The organism is Aeromonas sp. R5-1, from assembly GCF_040908265.1.
In the GTDB taxonomy this organism is placed as follows: Bacteria; Pseudomonadota; Gammaproteobacteria; order Enterobacterales; family Aeromonadaceae; genus Aeromonas; species Aeromonas caviae.
In genome coordinates, this window is the sequence record NZ_JBFODJ010000015.1 from 18016 (window position 1) to 34529 (window position 16514).

A 16514-nucleotide genomic window follows, 5' to 3' on the forward strand; every position below is an offset into this window, starting at 1 on the left:
TTCCCTTATCCAAACATGACTGCGGTGAGTATAAAATCCAGACCGAGCACGGCCAGGGATGAGTGAACCACGGTACGGGTCGTCGCCTGACTGATCCCGGCCGAGGTCGGTTTGGCATCATAGCCGTTGAAGAGCGCTATCCAGGTCACCACCAGGGCGAAGATCAGGCTCTTGATGGCGCCCTGCATGATGTCGTCCTGCCAGTCGACGGAGGCCTGCATGGCGGACCAGAAACTGCCTTCGTCCACCCCCAGCCAGTCGACACCAACCAGCTTGCCGCCAAAGATGCCGATCAGGCTGAACATGAAGGCCAGCAGCGGCATGCTGATGACCCCGGCCCAGAAGCGGGGCGCCACGACCCGGCGCAGCGGATCGACCGCCATCATCTCCAGGCTGGAGAGCTGCTCGGTGGCCTTCATCAGGCCGATCTCGGCGGTGAGGGCGGAGCCCGCACGACCGGCGAACAGCAGGGCGGTGACCACAGGACCCAGCTCACGGAGCAGGGAGAGGGAAACCAGAGGCCCCAGGCTCTGCTCTGCGCCGAAATCCTTCAATACGTTGTAACCCTGCAGGGAGAGCACCATGCCGATGAAGAGGCCTGACACCAGTATGATGGCGACGGATTGCACTCCCACCACATACAGTTGCTGCACCAGCAGCGGGAAGTGCTTGCGTGGCTGGGGTCGTCCTGCCAGTGCATGAAACAGCATGATGGTTGCCCGGCCGACGGCGTTGATGAAACGCACACCGCTGCGGCCCAACTTGCTTATCTGACTTGTCAACATCACAGATCCTGTAGCAGGTCGCCTGCCGGAAAATGAAACGGAACAGGACCGTCGGGCAATCCCTTGAGGAACTGCTCGACTTCGGGATTGTGCTCCTCGCGCAGCTGCTCCGGTGTGCCGTGTGCCACTACCTTGCGGTTGGCGATGATGTAGGCGTAGTCGGCGATGCTCAGCACCTCCTTCACGTCGTGGGTGACGATGACGGAGGTGATGCCGAGGGCATCGTTGAGCTCCTTGATGAGCTTCACCAGCACCGCCATGGTGATGGGGTCCTGCCCCACGAAGGGCTCGTCATACATGATGAGATCCGGATCCAGCGCGATGGATCTCGCCAGGGCCGCGCGACGCGCCATGCCACCGGAGAGCTCGGACGGCATCAGCTTGGCCGCCCCGCGCAGACCGACAGCCTGCAGTTTCATCATGACGATGGTGCGGATCAGCTCTTCCGGCAGGCCGGAGTGCTCCCGCAGCGGGAAGGCCACGTTGTCGAAGACGGTCATGCCGGTGAACAATGCGCCACTCTGGAACAGCATGCTCATCCGTTTCCGCACTTCATACAGGCGTGAACGGGAGAGAGTGGGAACGTCTTCTCCGTCAAACAGGATGTGACCGGACTCAGGCTTGAGCTGGCCCCCGATCAGGCGCAGCAAGGTGGTCTTGCCGATCCCGCTCGGACCCATGACGGCGGTGACCTTGCCACGGGGAATGGTCAGGTTGATCCTGTCGTACAGCAGCCGATCCCCGTGACTGAAGGTCAGGTCGGAGATGGTGATCAGGTCATCGTTCAAACAATTGTCCATCCGGTATAAATGAAGAGCGAATTTTATGGGCTAGTCTAGGTCTAAGCAACAGCGAGGAACAACTATTGAGCGGGTTTCCCCCCCAAGTACGCGACAGTTTTATGTAACAACCTGCGTCAATGACCGCCCATTCCGCATCCGATTCGCTTATCTCGGCAGACTTTTTTATAATCCCGCAGCAAATTTCGGCCCGGAGCTGTGCCTTTATGTCTGTAAAGCCTGAAAAAGTGTCTGAATTGTTCGATTTCCGTCGCAGCGCCCGAGCGGTGCTGGACATAGAAAAACAAGCCATTGATGGACTCTACCAGTACCTTGACGAGGCGTTCGAGCGCGCCTGCGAGATGGTGCTGCGCTGTGGCGGCAAGATAGTGGTGACCGGCATGGGCAAGTCGGGTCATATCGGCAACAAGATTGCCGCGACCCTGGCCAGCACGGGAACGCCCGCCTTCTTCCTGCACCCGGGCGAGGCCAGCCACGGGGATCTCGGCATGATCTCAGCCGGGGATCTCATCATCGCCATTTCCAACTCCGGCGAGAGCGACGAGATCCTGGCCCTGCTGCCGGTGCTCAAGCGCCGCGGCATTCCACTCATCTGCATGACAGGCAATCCTGCTTCCACCATGGCGAAAGAGGCCAACGTGCACCTGTGCATCAAGGTGGAGAAAGAGGCCTGCCCCCTCGGTCTGGCCCCGACATCCAGCACTACCGCCACCCTGGTGATGGGGGACGCGCTGGCCGTGGCCCTGCTGGAGGCCCGTGGCTTCACCGCCGATGACTTTGCGCTGTCGCACCCGGGCGGGTCCCTCGGCAAGCGGTTGCTGTTGCGAGTGGGCGATCTGATGCACAGCGGCGAGCTGTTGCCCAAGGTGGGGATAGATGCCACCATCAGCCAGGCGCTGCTGGAAGTGAGCCGCAAGGGGCTCGGCATGACGGCGGTGGTGGACGATCAAGGGCTGCTTGCCGGTCTGTTCACCGATGGTGACCTGCGCCGCATTCTGGACCTGCAGGTGGATATTCATCACACCCCCATCAGCCGCGTCATGACGGTGAACTGTGTTACCGTAGGGCCTGAGATGATGGCTGCCGAGGCCGTCAAGCTGATGGAAACCAGGAAAATCAACGGGTTGTTGGTCGTGGATGGGGAGAGACACCCGCTGGGTGCCTTCAACATGCATGACCTGCTGAAAGCCGGAGTAATTTGATGCAAGACGTACCGACCCTCTATGGTCCGGTGACGCGCAGCCAGTACGAGAAGGCGGCGCAGATCCGCCTGCTGGTGTGCGATGTGGATGGGGTGCTCTCCAACGGCTTCATCTATATGGGCAATAACGGCGAAGAGCTGAAGACTTTCTGCACCCGTGACGGTGCCGGCATGCGTGCCCTGCTCAATGCGGGCATCGAGATTGCCATCATCACGGGGCGAAACTCCCGCATCGTCAGCGATCGCATGAAGAGTCTGGGAGTCCAGCACCTGGTGCAGGGTGCAGACCAAAAGCTGCCCCACTTCGAGGCCTTGCTGACCAAGCTCGGGCTGGATGCATCGCAAGCCGCCTATATGGGAGATGACACCATCGATCTACCGGTGATGCAGGCTTGCGGCCTGGGTATCGCCGTTGCCGACGCCCATCCGCTTGTGCTGGCGAAGGCGGATCTGGTGACGCGGCTTGGCGGTGGCGTCGGGGCCGTGCGCGAGGTGTGCGACCTGATCTTGCAGGCCCAGGGATTGGCTGACTATCAACCCGAGGCGTCGCGATGAACAAACAGACTGTGCTGTTCGGCCTGCTGTTTCTGGCTGCGCTGGCGGCCTGGCAGCTGGGGGAGATCGAGCTGGTCCCCGAGCCGACCACCAAGACGGAAAATTTTCAACCGGACTTCACCGCCAGAGAGTTGGTGACGACCCGCTTCAACGAGCAGGGCAAGCGCACCGAGCGGCTGGAATCCGAATATGCGGAGTACTACCAGGTGCTCGAGCAGGCCACTTTCACCAAGCCGGTGGTCTACATGTTCGATGACAAGGGCGCGGCCGAATGGAAGCTGACGGCCGAAACCGGGGTGCTCAACACCGATGACAATGTGATCCTCCGTGACAAGGTGCATCTGGACGGTCTGCTGCCCGCCTCCTTCATCTCCACGCTGGATACCTCCTATCTGGAGCTGGATCTGGTGACGCAGGGGATGAGAAGCAACCAGCACATCAGCATTGTGGGCCAGGAGTTCCAGACCGAGGGCGTTGGCCTCAAGGGTCACCTGGAACGTAAATATTTCGAGTTACTGGATAAAGGCCATGCCACTTATTTCAATGAAAAACGTTAATCTGGCCCTCACGGCCCTGTTGCTGTGCGGTTCCCTGAATGCCAAAGAGTCCGACTTTGCCGAGAAGGTCTATGTGGATGCTGTCAAGCAGGTGGCCGAGATGCAGGACAACCGCATCACCTTCAGCGAGGATGTCATCATCACCCAGGGCACCATCAAGATTAAGGCTGACAAGGTGGTGGTGATCCGCTCCGGCGACAAGGGCGCCGAGGTCATGACCGCGTATGGCAACCCAGCCACCTTCTTCCAGGTGCTGGACAACGGCAAACCGGTTAATGCCCATGGCAACAGCATCCGCTACGAGCTTAAGAACCGGCTGGTGACCATCACCGGCAATGGCCAGCTCAAGCAGGAAGACAGCCAGGTGACCGGCGATCTCATTCGCTACGACATCGTCAAGCAGAAGATGATTGCCGAGAGCAAGGGGCCCACCCAGCGCGTCAAGACGGTGTTCCTGCCGGATCAGGTGGAGAACTTTGACAAACCCGCCGATCAGAAGAAGTAGGAAACAACAGCCATGGCAGTGTTAAAAGCAACGGGTCTGCAAAAGAGCTACAAGCGCCGCATGGTGGTCAGCGATGTGAGCCTGGAGGTGGGAACGGGCCAGATCGTGGGCCTGCTCGGCCCGAACGGTGCGGGCAAGACGACCTCCTTCTACATGATCGTGGGCCTGGTGCAGCGAGATGCCGGCCTCATCACCATCGACGAGCAGGACATCAGCCTGCAGCCCATGCATATCCGTGCCCGCAATGGCATCGGCTATCTGCCTCAGGAGGCCTCCATCTTCCGGCGCCTGTCGGTGTTCGACAACTTGATGGGGGTCATGCAGACCCGCAAGGGGTTGAGCCGCGAAGAGCGGGAGGATAAGGTCGAACAGTTGCTGGAAGAGTTCAATATCACCCATATCCGCGACAGCCTGGGCCAGAGCCTCTCGGGTGGGGAGCGGCGCCGGGTGGAAATCGCCCGGGCGCTGGCGGCAGAACCGAGATTTATTCTGCTCGATGAGCCTTTCGCAGGTGTTGATCCTATTTCAGTCATCGATATCAAAAAGATCATCCAGCATCTGAAAGAGCGCGGGTTGGGTGTGCTGATTACGGACCACAACGTCAGAGAGACGCTGGATGTGTGCGAGAAGGCCTACATCGTCAGCCACGGCAAGATGATTGCCGAGGGCGCGCCGGCCGATATCCTCGCCGATGAGCAGGTCAAGCGCGTCTATTTGGGCGATCAATTCAGTCTATAGTAAGGGGGCACCCCTCATTTTTGTTAGGTGACTGCCTCGCTGAACATAAGGATATCCCGACGTAGATGAAGCCGACATTACAGTTGCGTCTCGGTCAGTCCCTGACCATGACGCCACAATTACAACAAGCGATTCGTCTGCTCCAGCTCTCCACCCTGGAACTCCAGCAGGAAATTCAGCAAGCGCTCGACAACAACCCTTTGCTGGAGCAAGAGGAGAACGAGGCGCAGGAAACCAGTCAGGCAGAGACACAGGACGCCAGTCAACTCGACTCCAGCGATGCCATGGCCCAGGAGAGCATGCCGGATGAACTGCCGGTGGACACCACCTGGGACGAGGTCTACTCGGCCGGTACAGCTCAGAGTGCAGGCCCCATCCATGACGGGGAAGACAGCGTCTATCAGGGGGAGACCACCGAGAACCTGCAGGACTACCTGCTGTGGCAGATGCGGCTCACCCCGTTCAGTGATGTGGATGCTGCCATCGCGCTTGCCATCATCGATGCCATCGACGAATCCGGGTATCTGACTGCCACCCTCGAGGATATTCAGGCTGCAGTCAGCAGCGAGGAGGTAGAAGTCGAACTGGATGAGATCGAAGCCGTGCTCAAGCGGGTGCAGCATTTCGATCCGGTCGGCATCGCCGCCCGTTCGGTGCAAGAGTGTCTGCTGATCCAGCTCGGCCAGTATTCGCCGGACCTGCCCTGGCTCGAGGAAGCCAGAGAGGTGATCCGCGAACACATGGACCTGCTCGGCAATCGCGACTACCGCACCCTGGCTCGCAAGACCCGCCTCAAGGAGAGCGATCTCAAGGAGGTGCTGGATCTTATCCAGCAACTGGAGCCCAGACCCGGCAACGGCATCATCCAGAGTGAATCCCAGTACGTGATCCCGGATGTGTCCGTGGTCAAGAAGGGCAGCAAGTGGGTGGTTGAACTCAATCCGGATTCTGCTCCGCGCATCCGTGTCAACGAGGCCTATGCGGCCATGGCGCGCAATGCCCGCAGCAGCACGGATACCCAGTTCATCCGTTCTCATTTGCAGGAGGCCAAGTGGTTCATCAAGAGCCTGGAGAGTCGTAACGACACCCTGCTCAAGGTGGCCAGCTGCATCGTCGAGCAGCAGCAGGGCTTTTTCGAGTACGGCGAAGAGGCCATGAAACCCATGGTACTCAACGACATCGCGGAAGCGGTGGAGATGCATGAGTCGACCATTTCACGGGTCACGACCCAGAAGTACATGCATACGCCCCGCGGCATTTTTGAACTGAAGTTTTTTTTCTCCAGTCACGTCAATACGGAGGGAGGAGGAGAGTGCTCATCGACCGCTATTCGCGCCCTGATCAAGAAGCTGGTGACGGCGGAAAACCCCGCCAAGCCGCTTAGTGATAGCAAGATCGCGGATTTGCTGGCCGAACAGGGTATTATGGTGGCGAGACGCACGATCGCAAAGTACCGTGAATCCTTGTTGATCCCGCCATCCAATCAGCGCAAACGCCTGGTTTAGGCAAACAAAAGGAAGACGTTATGCAAATTAACCTGACCGGACACCATGTCGAGATTACCGAAGCTCTGCGTGATTATGTGAACAACAAATTTGCCAAACTCGAGCGTCACTTTGACCATATCAACAACGTACACGTGGTGTTGAGCGTCGAAAAACTGAACCAGATCGCCGAAGCCAAGCTGCATGTCAGCGGGGGAGAGGTGTTCGCCAATTCGCAGCATGCCGACATGTATGCGGCGATTGATACCCTGCTGGATAAACTGGATCGGCAGATCATCAAGCACAAAGATAAGTTAAATCAAAAATAACTATGCAACTTGAACACATACTGAGTCGGGACTGCACCAAGAGTGCGGTCCCTTGTACCAGCAAGAAACGCGCGCTCGAGATCATCAGTGAACTGGCCGCAGAGCGCCTCGGCGCTTCCCGCCAGGTCCTGTTTGAAAGCCTGCTGGCGCGAGAAAAGATGGGCAGTACCGGGATCGGAGCCGGTATCGCCATCCCCCACGGCCGGATTGACGACGCCTTCGCGCCGACCGCCGTGTTGATGACCTTCTCCGAGCCCATCCCTTTCGATTCTATCGACAATCAACCGGTTGACCTGCTCTTTGCATTGCTGGTGCCGGAAAGCGAGTGCAAGCAGCACCTCAAGACTCTTTCCCTGATGGCATCCAAACTGGGTGACAAGGCCGTCTGCCGCCAGTTGCGCCAGGCGACCAGCGACGAAGAACTCTATCAGATCATGACGTCGGCCTGAGGCCGGGTCTGACACAGCCACGTTGGCGTGAGGGGACAAGATGCAGTTAATAGTAGTAAGCGGTCGTTCGGGCTCCGGCAAGACGGTGGCCCTGAGGGTGCTCGAGGATCTCGGGTACTACTGCGTGGACAACCTGCCGGTCAACCTGCTGCCCCAGTTGATCGTGTCGGTGGAGAGCCAGTATGACAAGCTGGCGGTCAGCATCGATGTGCGCAACCTGCCTGCCCAGGCAGACAGGCTGGAGAACCTGCTGAGCCAGGTGCGCAACGAGGGGCGAGTCAAGTTTTCGAGCTTCTTCTTCGATGCGGACAACGCGACCCTGCTCAAACGCTACGGTGAGAGCCGCCGTCTGCACCCTCTGTCCCGCAACAAGCTTTCGCTGGACGAGGCGATCCGGGAAGAGACCCACCTGCTGGCACCACTCTCCTCGACCGCCGACCTGCGCATCGACACCACCAACCTCAGCATCCACGATCTCAGCGAGCTCATCAAAACCCGGGTGCTCGGCAAGAAAGAGAACGAGCTGGTGCTGGTGTTCGAGTCGTTCGGTTTCAAGTACGGCATTCCCAAGGATGCGGACTTCGTGTTCGACGCCCGTTTCCTGCCCAACCCGCACTGGATCCCGGAGCTCAAGCCCTTCACCGGAAAGGATGAGCCCGTGGCCAACTACCTCTCCAGCCAGCCGGATGTCATGCTGTTCATCCAGCAGATCGAGAATATGCTGGGGACCTGGTTGCCCCACCTGGAGCGCAACAATCGCAGCTATGTGACCGTCGGGATTGGCTGTACCGGCGGACAACACCGCTCGGTGTTCATCGCCGAGCGGCTGGCCAGCGCATTCCGGTTGCTTGGCAAGAACGTGCAGATCCGCCATCGCACGTTGGACAAGCGTTCAAACCCCGCCTGACAGATCCACAGGATGCTCAGATGACCGTTTCCGCCTCGGTAGAAGTCAAAAACAAGTTAGGCATTCACGCCCGACCGGCCATGATGCTGTTCGAGCTGGTGCAGGGGTTCGATGCCCACGTGCTGCTGCGCAACGAAGAGGGAGTCGAGGCCGACGCGGACAGCGTGATCGGCCTGCTGATGTTGGACTCCGCCCAGGGCAAACAGGTGGAGGTGCAGGTGGAGGGCCCCGAAGAGGTGGAGGCCCTGGCCGCCGTGGTGGCGCTGTTCACCTCGGGCTTCAATGAGGAGTAATACGCCTCGGCGTGCTCAAGGTGCGCTGCGAGCCAGCGCCTTGAAAGCGGCAAAATCCCGACAAGCCAGCAGACTTCTGCTGGCTTTTTCGTTCATCAGTGCCAGAAACAGATCATAAAGTCCCATGGCTTCCTCATAATCCGCCTTGGCGATGGCCAGCACGAAGATGAGGGTAGCGCTCTCGCCGTTTCCCCAATCGATCCCCTGGGGGGCCAGCACGGTATAGACCAGGGTGCGGCGCGCCAGCAGGCCGAGGGAGTGGGGCAGAGCGATGCCGTCCCCCAGCAGGGTGGAGACGATCCGCTCCCGCTCCTGCAAGGATCCCCGGAATCCGCTCTGCACCAGATCCTCCGCCTCAAGCTGGCTGCAGATGCGATCAAACAGCATCCCCTGGCTGATGGGTTCATCAAGCACCATGAAGTGGTCGGCATCGAAATACTTGTCGAGCAGATAGGGACGGGTGCGATCGACGAGCACCAGCTTGCCGAGCTGCTCCAGCTGGTATTGGGTCGGGAAGGGGGAGACCTGTACCACGGGAGCATTCTTCTCGCTCACCTTGAGGGTGCTGATGACGAAATCCTGCTCGACTCGCACCAGTCCCTCATAGTCCCGCACCGACTCCAGCGTGGTCAGCTGCAGTTGGGGGTATTCCCGCCGGATGCGTGCTTCCAGCACCCGGAAGGTGGCGTTGCCCGCATCGCACAGCAGCAGCGCCTGGGGGCGCCGGGTGTAACCGATGTCGTAGTGGCGCTCCAGGCCGACTCCGATGTGGATCACCAGGTAGCCGATCTCGTGGTGGGTCAATCGGTAGGGGGTCTGCCTGATCCACTCAGAGATGGCCGCCAGGGTGATGTCGTAGGCGAGGGGGTAATACTGCTTGATGTGGTCCGCCAGGGGATTGTGGCTGCCAATCTGGTATTTGACCCGCAGCAGCATGGCGCCGATATGGGTCTGCAGGTCGGCTCGCAATTGCGGGTCGCCGCGCAGGTCATAGGGGTAGTGGTGGTGGATGTAACCCAGCAGGTGCGTAGTCAGCTGCTCGCTCTCGGCCGCCATGGCCGGGCTGAGCAGGGGCGTCTCTGCAGTGAGGCGAGCCTGGATCTGGATGGCGAGACAGGCGATCTCTTCCTGCCCCGGTGACGTCAGGGTTGGCAGCTCGGCATAGATGTCGCGGGCCACCACTGCCAGGGGCGGGGTGATGTCGTCGCTGGCAAACTGGCGCAACTCGTGGCCAGACGCCTGGCGAAGCAGGGCGACGGCACAGTAGACGGTGACTTGCTGCAGGCTCTCGTCGGCCAGGCGCAGCTGATGGCGACCGAGTTGCTCGTGAATGTGGTTGCCCACTACCTCCAGCGTCTTGCTGGGGCAGAGGGTGGGCAACAGGCTCTGGAGCGGATGCTGGTGCAGCAGCTCCTGGCAGAGCAGTTGGGTGAGGCAGGCGCGGATCGCCATCTCGCTTCCCGCAATGCGCATCCCCACTCTGGGTTTGCTGTCGATGGTGAGCCCGAAGTGGGCGAGCCGCTCCCGCACCTCCGTCATGTCCCCTTGCAAAGCCGCCCGGCTGAGATACCAGGTGTCCGCCAGCTCGTCGAGTTTGATCCCCTGTTCCGCCGTCAGCAGCAAGACCTGGAGGTGCAGCACCCGCTCGCGGCTGGTGCGAGGCAGAGGGCTCTCCTGCCCCTGGGCGACCAGCAGCGCATCGAACAGTCCCTGATTGTAGATCTTGAGCTGGTAACCGCTGCCCCGCTGATGGATCAGGTGGGCGCCCCGGGTGGCAATGAGCTCGTTCAGGGTCGCCACGTCGGTACGCACCGTGCGGGTGGAAACATTGAGACGGCGGGCCAGCTCCTCCTGTGGCAGAGGCTCGGCGTGAAGCAGGGCGAGCAGTTGCTGGAGTCTGGGGTGGGGCAGCTTGGTCATGAGGGGGTGAGGACTCCTGTCGCGCATGGTGGGTCGATGTTAACAAGGGGGTCATTAACAAGCCAGGCACCGCCCAGTGATCGGACCGGTGCCTGTGGGGTTGCTATGCCAGCAGTGCCTTCACCATGGCGAGGAGGGTACGCACATCCTCCGGCCGGGTCTGGCTGCTCTCGCTGTCGATGATGGAGCTGTAGACATGGGGGATCACCTTCTCGACTCCTGCCTCCAGCGCGATCCGCACTATCTCCTCGAAGTTCTCAAGATCGATGCCGCCGGTGGGCTCCAGCCAGAAGCCGTGTCGGGCACAGGCCTCGGCCACTGCCTGATACTCGGTGCGGCAGGCGAGTCCCCCCATGGGGAAGAACTTGACCGAGCTGCCGCCCATGTCCTTGAGCAGGGCAATGGCGGTGTCGATGGGGACGATGCCGTCAGCCTGCTGTGCGCTGAGGGGGCCAGTGGAGATCTTCACCATGCCGGGGATGCCGGTGGGGGAGACAAGGCCATTGACGAGGGTGTCAGCTTGACCGAGCAGCGCCCGGCTGGCCCCGACCCCGGTGAACACCTGATTGACATGCTGAGGCTGCAACTGGCGGGCCAGCTCGGCCACCATGGCGGACTGGCGCGGATCACCTGCTCCCAGCCCGATGGAGAGGGCGTTGTCGATAAGCTTGGCGTAGGCCTGCATGTCGGCGACGGCAGAGGGAATGTCCGGGTAGTTCTTGGAGAGCACACCGACCAGGACGTGGCCCTCGGAAGCCTCATAAATGTCGACGGCATTCTCTTTGGAACCTGCCAGCACGTTGAGGCAGACCCGATCGCGGTAGTAATTGGGGGTAAGAGACATCAGTTGTTCTCCTGAGCGAGGTGGGCAATGGCGGAGTGGATCTGGTCGAGCTGGGGCAGGGTGACGCTGCGCACGTCTATCTCGATATGCCCCTCGTTGGCCTTGTAGCCGCGGCAGTAGATGGCGGGGGTACCCTGTTGCAGACGGGAGACCACTTCCACCCTGGTCATGCCGATCTGCTGGTGGTCGAAGGCGATGTCGGTGCGGGCGATGTCGCGCCCCGCGCTGTCCCACACCACCTTGGCGCTGACGCCGGGCAGCTGGTTGAGGCGCTCGATGAAGGGGGTCATCTTGGCGACCATGGCGGTGCCGCTCTCCTTCTCTTTGGCCAGGTAGCGCTCGATGGCGTGGGTCAGGCCGAGGATCCCCTCCTTGCCCACCTTCATGGCACGGCCGATGCCGTTGGCCTGCTGCTTGACCCACTCAACATACTGACGCCTGCCGAGCACCAGGCCGCTGGTGGGCCCTTCGATGGCCTTGGCGCCGCTGTAGATGACCAGATCTGCACCCTGGTTGTAGTAGAGACGCAGATCCTCTTCGGCCGCTGCATCGACGATGAGCGGGATCCCGTGGGCCTTGGCCACCTCGGCCGCCTCGGTCACCGACAGAATGCTCTTCTGCACGCAGTGGTGGGACTTGATGTAGAGGATGGCGGCGGTATTGGCATGGATGGCGGCGGCCAGCTGGGCGGGTGTGCACTCGTTGGCGTAGCCTGCCTCCACCACCCTGCCGCCCCCCAGGTTGACCATGGTGCCGACGGGGGCACCAAAGTTCACGTTGTGGCCCTTGGGCAGCACGATGTCGCTCGGCACGTCGTGGGCATGAGCATGCAACTGCTCGAGGCGATAGGGGTCGCCGCGCACTATCACGGCGGCCACCGACTGGGCGATGCCGGCGCTGGCGCAGGAGACCACCACCGCATCTTCAACGCCCAGCAGATCGGCCAGGTAGGCGCCGGTCTTGTTGACCAGATCCTTCACCTCGAAGTAGTGGCCGAGGCCGAAGTTGACCGCATCGACCACCTCCTGCTCGGGGGTGGATACGCCGAGGATGGTCATGCGCCCGGAGGCGTTGATCACCGGTTTGAGCCGGTATTTCTCATACACAGAAGGCATGGTGTGATTTCCCGTAGTGAGTCAGAACCAGTGCGCCGCCCACCAGGGCGGCGAGAGGGAGCAGTTGCCGATCACCGTTGCGGGTGCCGGCCTCGGTATCGGTAAAGAGAGTGGGGCCGCAGCTCACCTCGAACAGGGTGATGTCTGCATCGGCGCCCACCTCGAGTCGCCCCTTACCGGGCAGGCGCAGGGCATCGGCGGCCTGGTGAGTGACGCAGGCGAGTACCTGCTCCAGGGTCATGCCGATGGCGAAGAACTTCGACATCACGTGGGCAAGGCTGTAGACGGGCCCCTTGATGCGGTTCTTGCAGTAGATGTCTGAACTGATGGTGTGGGGCAGGATGCCCTGGGCAATGGCCAGCTCTGCCACCTCGAAGCTGAAGCTGGCACCGCCATGGCCGATGTCGAGCAAGAGTCCCCGCCGCATCGCCTCACGCACCGCCTGGCGCAGTTCACCCGCAGGGGTCAGGATGCGGTTGGGCTTGCCGTTGAAGCAGTGGGTCAGCAGATCGCCCTCCCCCAGCAGGGCGACGATCTCGTCCAGATCCGGCGGCGTGTTGCCCACGTGCACCATCAGTGGCAGGTTGCCATTGGCCTGCTGGATCTGCTTGGCCATGCGCAGGGGTTGCAGACCGCTTTCACCCACCACGCTGCCGCTCATGCGCGCCTTGATGCCGACGATGAAGCCGGGATGGCGCCGGATGGCCGCCTGGGCGAGGGCGGGATCGATGTCTGCCGGATCCGCCAGCTCGTTCTGACGCAGCAGACCGATGCGGGAGATGTTGAGCAGGGCATGCACCCGGGTCTTGCAGGTGGCGGCGAGACGCTGGAAGTCGTCCACATCGTCGGCTCCGGTGCTGCCGGCGTCGATGACGGTGGTGACGCCGGATTCCACGCCCACCTTGTCCGGCTCATCGTGATAGATGGGGGAGGCGGGGTAGCAGTGGGTGTGGCCGTCAATCCAGCCGGCGCTCACATGGACCTGCCCACCCAGAGTGAGGGTTTGCTTCGTCTCCGAGCTTTCTGGCAGCGAACCCAGCGCCGCTATCTTGCCATGCTTGATGGCGATGTCGACGAGCTGCCCGTTTCCCAGGCGTCCCGCCCTGATGATCATGTCGTACATGCTGATATCCCTCTTGGAACCTGCTTGCGCTCTTACTGTGAGGCCGCTTCCAAGGCTCATGTGCTGTGCGCGTATTTGTAACCAAGAGTTCTCACGTCTATCCATACGCTCCGGCCCCTGCGCTGCTCTTCACCTTGCTGACGACCTTTCGCGACAGAGCGCAAACAGGTTCTTGAATGCCGCCCAAGAGACGGCCTTGGATTAAGCCAGGGCGATGGGGAAGAAGGTCCCGAACAGCATGGCCCCCAGGATGGCGCCCCCCGTGATGGGCTTTTCCCAGATGTAGAACAGCAGCGCACCCAGCAGGGAGCCTATCCCGATGGGAATGGAGGCGCCCATGGCGGAGAGGATGATGAGGGGACCGAGGAAGCGGCCGGAGCTGTTGCCAGCCCCCATCATGACGTCCGCCCCGTAGGTGGAGTTGCTTTGGTTGATGGTGAACTTGCGCGCCAGGATGATCACGTAGCCGATGGCCATCCCAATCCCCATGCCGGTGATCAGGGAAGCGGTGAAGTTTTCCACCGGATAGATGATACCGGCCCCCAGTAGCAGGGCGGGCACCCCGAGGCCGACTCCGGTCTGGATGGCGCCGCCGATGTCGAGGATCCCCACCAGGGAGCCCTCGATGATGCGGGCGAACAGGAAGCTGGCACCGAAGGCGGCGACTGCACCATAGGCCCCCGTGTCCATGCCGGCCTTGAGCATGGCAACGAAGGCCACCTCGTTGAAGGCGCCGACCCCGTAGAGGTAGAACATGTGGGTACCGGCGAAGACGCCGGAAGAGAGCAGACCGACAAAGATGGGGAAGGACCAGTCGGCATACCAGAAGTTGTTTCTCAGTTTCTCATCCATGGTGTGCTTCCTTATTTTCCGCTCATGAGGTTGTGGACGTTTTCCAGCCACAGGGGAACGCCCAGGTGGAAGGATTCAATGAGTTTCATGTCAAAGCCGCGGAAGAAGCCGCTCAGCACGAACAGCAGGACGATGGCACTCATCATCACCTTGGTGACGTGGTTCCAGCCGCTCTCTTCCACCCCCTTGCCGATCAGGATGCCAAGCACCAGGCCTGGTACCGCGTTGCCCATGATGAGCTGGGCCAGACCGCCGAAGATGGTGGCCCAGAAGCCGGACTTCTTGCCTGCCTCGATGGCGGCCAGCCAGAAGATCACCGGCATGACGGTGTTGACCAGCAGGTTGGCGGAGGGCACCAGCACCTTGACCGCGGTCACCTGCAGGGCGGCAGGTACGGCGGCGGCCGTGCTGTTGAGGAAGGCGACCACGATGGCACCAATGATGCCGCAGGCGATGGCCATCTTTTTGGGATCATGGAGGGTGGTGGCGAGATCCCGGTTCTTGATCATCAGGGCCGCAGCACCCCAGTTCGGCAGGATGCGGTGATCCACGTCCTGAGTGAAGGCGCCGGCCGCGACCGTGGAGGCCCAGGCGTTGAAGAAGAAGCCCAGACCGAACGAGAAGTGGGATGCGGGGTCCCCTTCGCAGGAGTTGAGCTCGCCCAGGGTACGGAACGCGCCCATCCCCTGCACGGTCGGGGCGTGGAACATCCGCGCCGCGCCAGCTCCCACCCCGACGCCTACCAGGCCGCCGATGATGAGTGACTTCATCAAAATGATTAGAAACATCCAACTTGTCCTTTTGGTTGTGGGGTCAGGCCCGGGTGAAATCCACTTTGTCGACATCCAGGCTGATGACCTTGACGGTGATCGCCAGCCGGACCCGGAACTCGTGGCGCTGGCGTGGCAGGAAGAAGAACAGGAACTTCTCCACCCGTACCGACTCCTCGGCCTCGAGCACCTCGACCTCGAGGGGTTCGATGCGCAGCATCACCTTGGGGCTCTCCTTGAGCAGGCTGGGTTGCACCTGGCTGAGGGCGGCAGCGAACGCCTGCTGGCGAGTCGCCCCCTTGCCGTTGACCGTGATCCGGGTGGTGAAGTGTTCTTTCATCAGGTGCGCCCGTGTTTCTTGGCGAAGGCTTCGATCAGCTTCTGGCCCAGCTCTTCCTTGTCCATGAAGCCGAAGCCCAGTACCACGCACCCCTCGTTGATGGCGGTGACACCCTCTTCGATGGATCGCATGCCGTAGCGGCACTTGTAGCCGTACTTGGTCTGGGCCGTGATGGCGCCCGCGCCACCGCTGCCGCAGAAGGAGATGCCAAGGTCGGCCTGCTCCTTGTTCATCACATCACCGAGCTTCATGTCGGCGGCCATGCCGGGGATGACGGTCACGGTGGCGCCGGCGGCTTCTGCGCCTGCCCCCACTTTCTGACCCTTGCCGAGACGATCTCCAATCACGAGTTTGATGGCAGTCATTTAGCTTTCTCCTTTTACTGAGCTGAGTTCGTTTTCTTTGGCCACTTCAAAATGGACGGACAAGAGGTGCGCCTCCTCGTAGGCGAGGCGGTCGAGCCAGGCAACGACCTGCTCTGCCAGGCGCAGGGAGAGGGGGGAGATCTCCTCGAACAGGCTGAGGTCGACCTCCGGCAGGGATCCCCCGCTGTAGGAGCGCCACACCATGGCCTTGACGTGGGAGGCCAGCATCTGCTGCTGCACGTCGTTGGGGCGTATGCCCTGATCCGCCAGCAGGTTGTGAATGCGGGCCAGGGTCAGGTCGGTCTTGCGCAGCAGTGCCGGGCTGTCCGGGGTCAGGGGGGCGTCATGGGTGTCGGTGTTCAAGGTCTGCTCTCCAGGCTGGCAGAAAGGATGGGATCACCATAAAGCGGAGGAGAGTGCGGGAGGAGGCAGGTTTTTTCCGATTCGAAGTGGAAATCCGGAGGGAAAGGCATCAAAAGAAGCCCTTTTGGCGTTCAGGAAGAGGAAAGGAGCGAACTGGCGGCAAGGGAGTGTGATCGATGGCGCGTTTTGACGGCGCCTTCGCCCGATTGCTCATTGGCG

Annotated in this window: 21 protein-coding genes; 10 read left to right on the plus strand and 11 right to left on the minus strand. The window is 61.1% G+C overall.

Annotated features, from left to right (window positions below; all coding sequences use genetic code 11):
- Positions 1-5 precede the first annotated feature (5 nt).
- Positions 6-785: a lipid asymmetry maintenance ABC transporter permease subunit MlaE gene (mlaE, locus tag AB5Y64_RS02555; protein WP_010675878.1), complete on the minus strand. Its 780-nt coding sequence runs from the start codon at positions 783-785 to the stop codon at positions 6-8.
- Complete coding sequence (gene mlaF, locus AB5Y64_RS02560) at positions 785-1585, minus strand: phospholipid ABC transporter ATP-binding protein MlaF (protein ID WP_029314846.1); 801 nt, start codon at positions 1583-1585, stop codon at positions 785-787. The genes mlaE and mlaF overlap by 1 nt, the downstream gene beginning before the upstream one ends.
- A 206-nt stretch (positions 1586-1791) precedes the next feature.
- Between mlaF and AB5Y64_RS02565 the strand changes: the two genes are divergently transcribed.
- The 10 genes from AB5Y64_RS02565 to npr all read left to right on the plus strand — a co-directional run bounded on the left by AB5Y64_RS02565 (position 1792) and on the right by npr (position 8603).
- Positions 1792-2787, plus strand: coding sequence for a KpsF/GutQ family sugar-phosphate isomerase (locus tag AB5Y64_RS02565; protein WP_029314845.1), 996 nt, complete (start codon positions 1792-1794; stop codon positions 2785-2787).
- Positions 2787-3341: a 3-deoxy-manno-octulosonate-8-phosphatase KdsC gene (gene kdsC, locus AB5Y64_RS02570; protein ID WP_041211851.1), complete on the plus strand. Its 555-nt coding sequence runs from the start codon at positions 2787-2789 to the stop codon at positions 3339-3341. Before AB5Y64_RS02565 ends, kdsC begins: the two co-directional genes overlap by 1 nt.
- Entirely contained in the window at positions 3338-3898 is a 561-nt protein-coding gene (gene lptC / locus AB5Y64_RS02575) for an LPS export ABC transporter periplasmic protein LptC (protein WP_039040473.1), read from the plus strand. The genes kdsC and lptC overlap by 4 nt, the downstream gene beginning before the upstream one ends.
- Complete coding sequence (lptA, locus tag AB5Y64_RS02580) at positions 3885-4403, plus strand: lipopolysaccharide transport periplasmic protein LptA (protein WP_010675873.1); 519 nt, start codon at positions 3885-3887, stop codon at positions 4401-4403. Before lptC ends, lptA begins: the two co-directional genes overlap by 14 nt.
- A 12-nt stretch (positions 4404-4415) precedes the next feature.
- A complete protein-coding gene (gene lptB / locus AB5Y64_RS02585; protein ID WP_010675872.1) occupies positions 4416-5141 on the plus strand; it encodes an LPS export ABC transporter ATP-binding protein in 726 nt (241 codons plus the stop codon).
- A 65-nt stretch (positions 5142-5206) separates the two neighbouring features.
- Complete coding sequence (locus AB5Y64_RS02590; protein ID WP_113978266.1) at positions 5207-6646, plus strand: RNA polymerase factor sigma-54; 1440 nt, start codon at positions 5207-5209, stop codon at positions 6644-6646.
- Between the two features lie 20 nt (positions 6647-6666).
- Positions 6667-6954, plus strand: coding sequence for a ribosome hibernation promoting factor (gene hpf / locus AB5Y64_RS02595; RefSeq protein ID WP_005305957.1), 288 nt, complete (start codon positions 6667-6669; stop codon positions 6952-6954).
- Positions 6955-6956: 2 nt separating this feature from the next.
- A complete protein-coding gene (ptsN, locus tag AB5Y64_RS02600; protein WP_010675870.1) occupies positions 6957-7403 on the plus strand; it encodes a PTS IIA-like nitrogen regulatory protein PtsN in 447 nt (148 codons plus the stop codon).
- 40 nt (positions 7404-7443) lie between these two features.
- The gene (rapZ, locus tag AB5Y64_RS02605; protein WP_010675869.1) at positions 7444-8310 is read left to right on the plus strand and encodes an RNase adapter RapZ; all 867 of its coding nucleotides are present in this window, start codon (positions 7444-7446) and stop codon (positions 8308-8310) included.
- Between the two features lie 20 nt (positions 8311-8330).
- Positions 8331-8603, plus strand: a complete 273-nt coding sequence (npr, locus tag AB5Y64_RS02610) for a PTS phosphocarrier protein NPr (RefSeq protein WP_010675868.1) — start codon at positions 8331-8333, stop codon at positions 8601-8603.
- Between the two features lie 15 nt (positions 8604-8618).
- Here the strand turns inward: npr and AB5Y64_RS02615 are convergent, their stop codons facing one another.
- From AB5Y64_RS02615 to AB5Y64_RS02655, 9 genes are all read right to left on the minus strand, one after another.
- On the minus strand, positions 8619-10523 hold the full coding sequence (locus AB5Y64_RS02615) for a transcription antiterminator (RefSeq protein ID WP_368203221.1): 1905 nt from the start codon (positions 10521-10523) through the stop codon (positions 8619-8621).
- Between the two features lie 103 nt (positions 10524-10626).
- Positions 10627-11367, minus strand: a complete 741-nt coding sequence (locus AB5Y64_RS02620; RefSeq protein ID WP_171864964.1) for a KDGP aldolase family protein — start codon at positions 11365-11367, stop codon at positions 10627-10629.
- Complete coding sequence (locus tag AB5Y64_RS02625; protein WP_201872164.1) at positions 11367-12482, minus strand: DgaE family pyridoxal phosphate-dependent ammonia lyase; 1116 nt, start codon at positions 12480-12482, stop codon at positions 11367-11369. Before AB5Y64_RS02625 ends, AB5Y64_RS02620 begins: the two co-directional genes overlap by 1 nt.
- Positions 12466-13605 carry an amidohydrolase/deacetylase family metallohydrolase gene (locus AB5Y64_RS02630; RefSeq protein ID WP_201872166.1) on the minus strand — a complete coding sequence of 380 codons (1140 nt, stop codon included), beginning with the start codon at positions 13603-13605 and terminating at the stop codon, positions 12466-12468. The genes AB5Y64_RS02625 and AB5Y64_RS02630 overlap by 17 nt, the downstream gene beginning before the upstream one ends.
- A 201-nt stretch (positions 13606-13806) precedes the next feature.
- Complete coding sequence (locus AB5Y64_RS02635; RefSeq protein ID WP_041214029.1) at positions 13807-14457, minus strand: DUF4310 family protein; 651 nt, start codon at positions 14455-14457, stop codon at positions 13807-13809.
- A gap of 11 nt (positions 14458-14468) precedes the next feature.
- Positions 14469-15245: a DUF4311 domain-containing protein gene (locus AB5Y64_RS02640; protein WP_201872168.1), complete on the minus strand. Its 777-nt coding sequence runs from the start codon at positions 15243-15245 to the stop codon at positions 14469-14471.
- 25 nt (positions 15246-15270) lie between these two features.
- Complete coding sequence (locus AB5Y64_RS02645; protein WP_049637184.1) at positions 15271-15567, minus strand: DUF4312 family protein; 297 nt, start codon at positions 15565-15567, stop codon at positions 15271-15273.
- A complete protein-coding gene (locus AB5Y64_RS02650; RefSeq protein ID WP_049637185.1) occupies positions 15567-15932 on the minus strand; it encodes an SFCGS family glycine-rich protein in 366 nt (121 codons plus the stop codon). Before AB5Y64_RS02650 ends, AB5Y64_RS02645 begins: the two co-directional genes overlap by 1 nt.
- A complete protein-coding gene (locus AB5Y64_RS02655) occupies positions 15933-16295 on the minus strand; it encodes a transcriptional regulator (protein ID WP_102949038.1) in 363 nt (120 codons plus the stop codon). It lies immediately after the preceding gene.
- Positions 16296-16514: the final 219 nt, after the last annotated feature.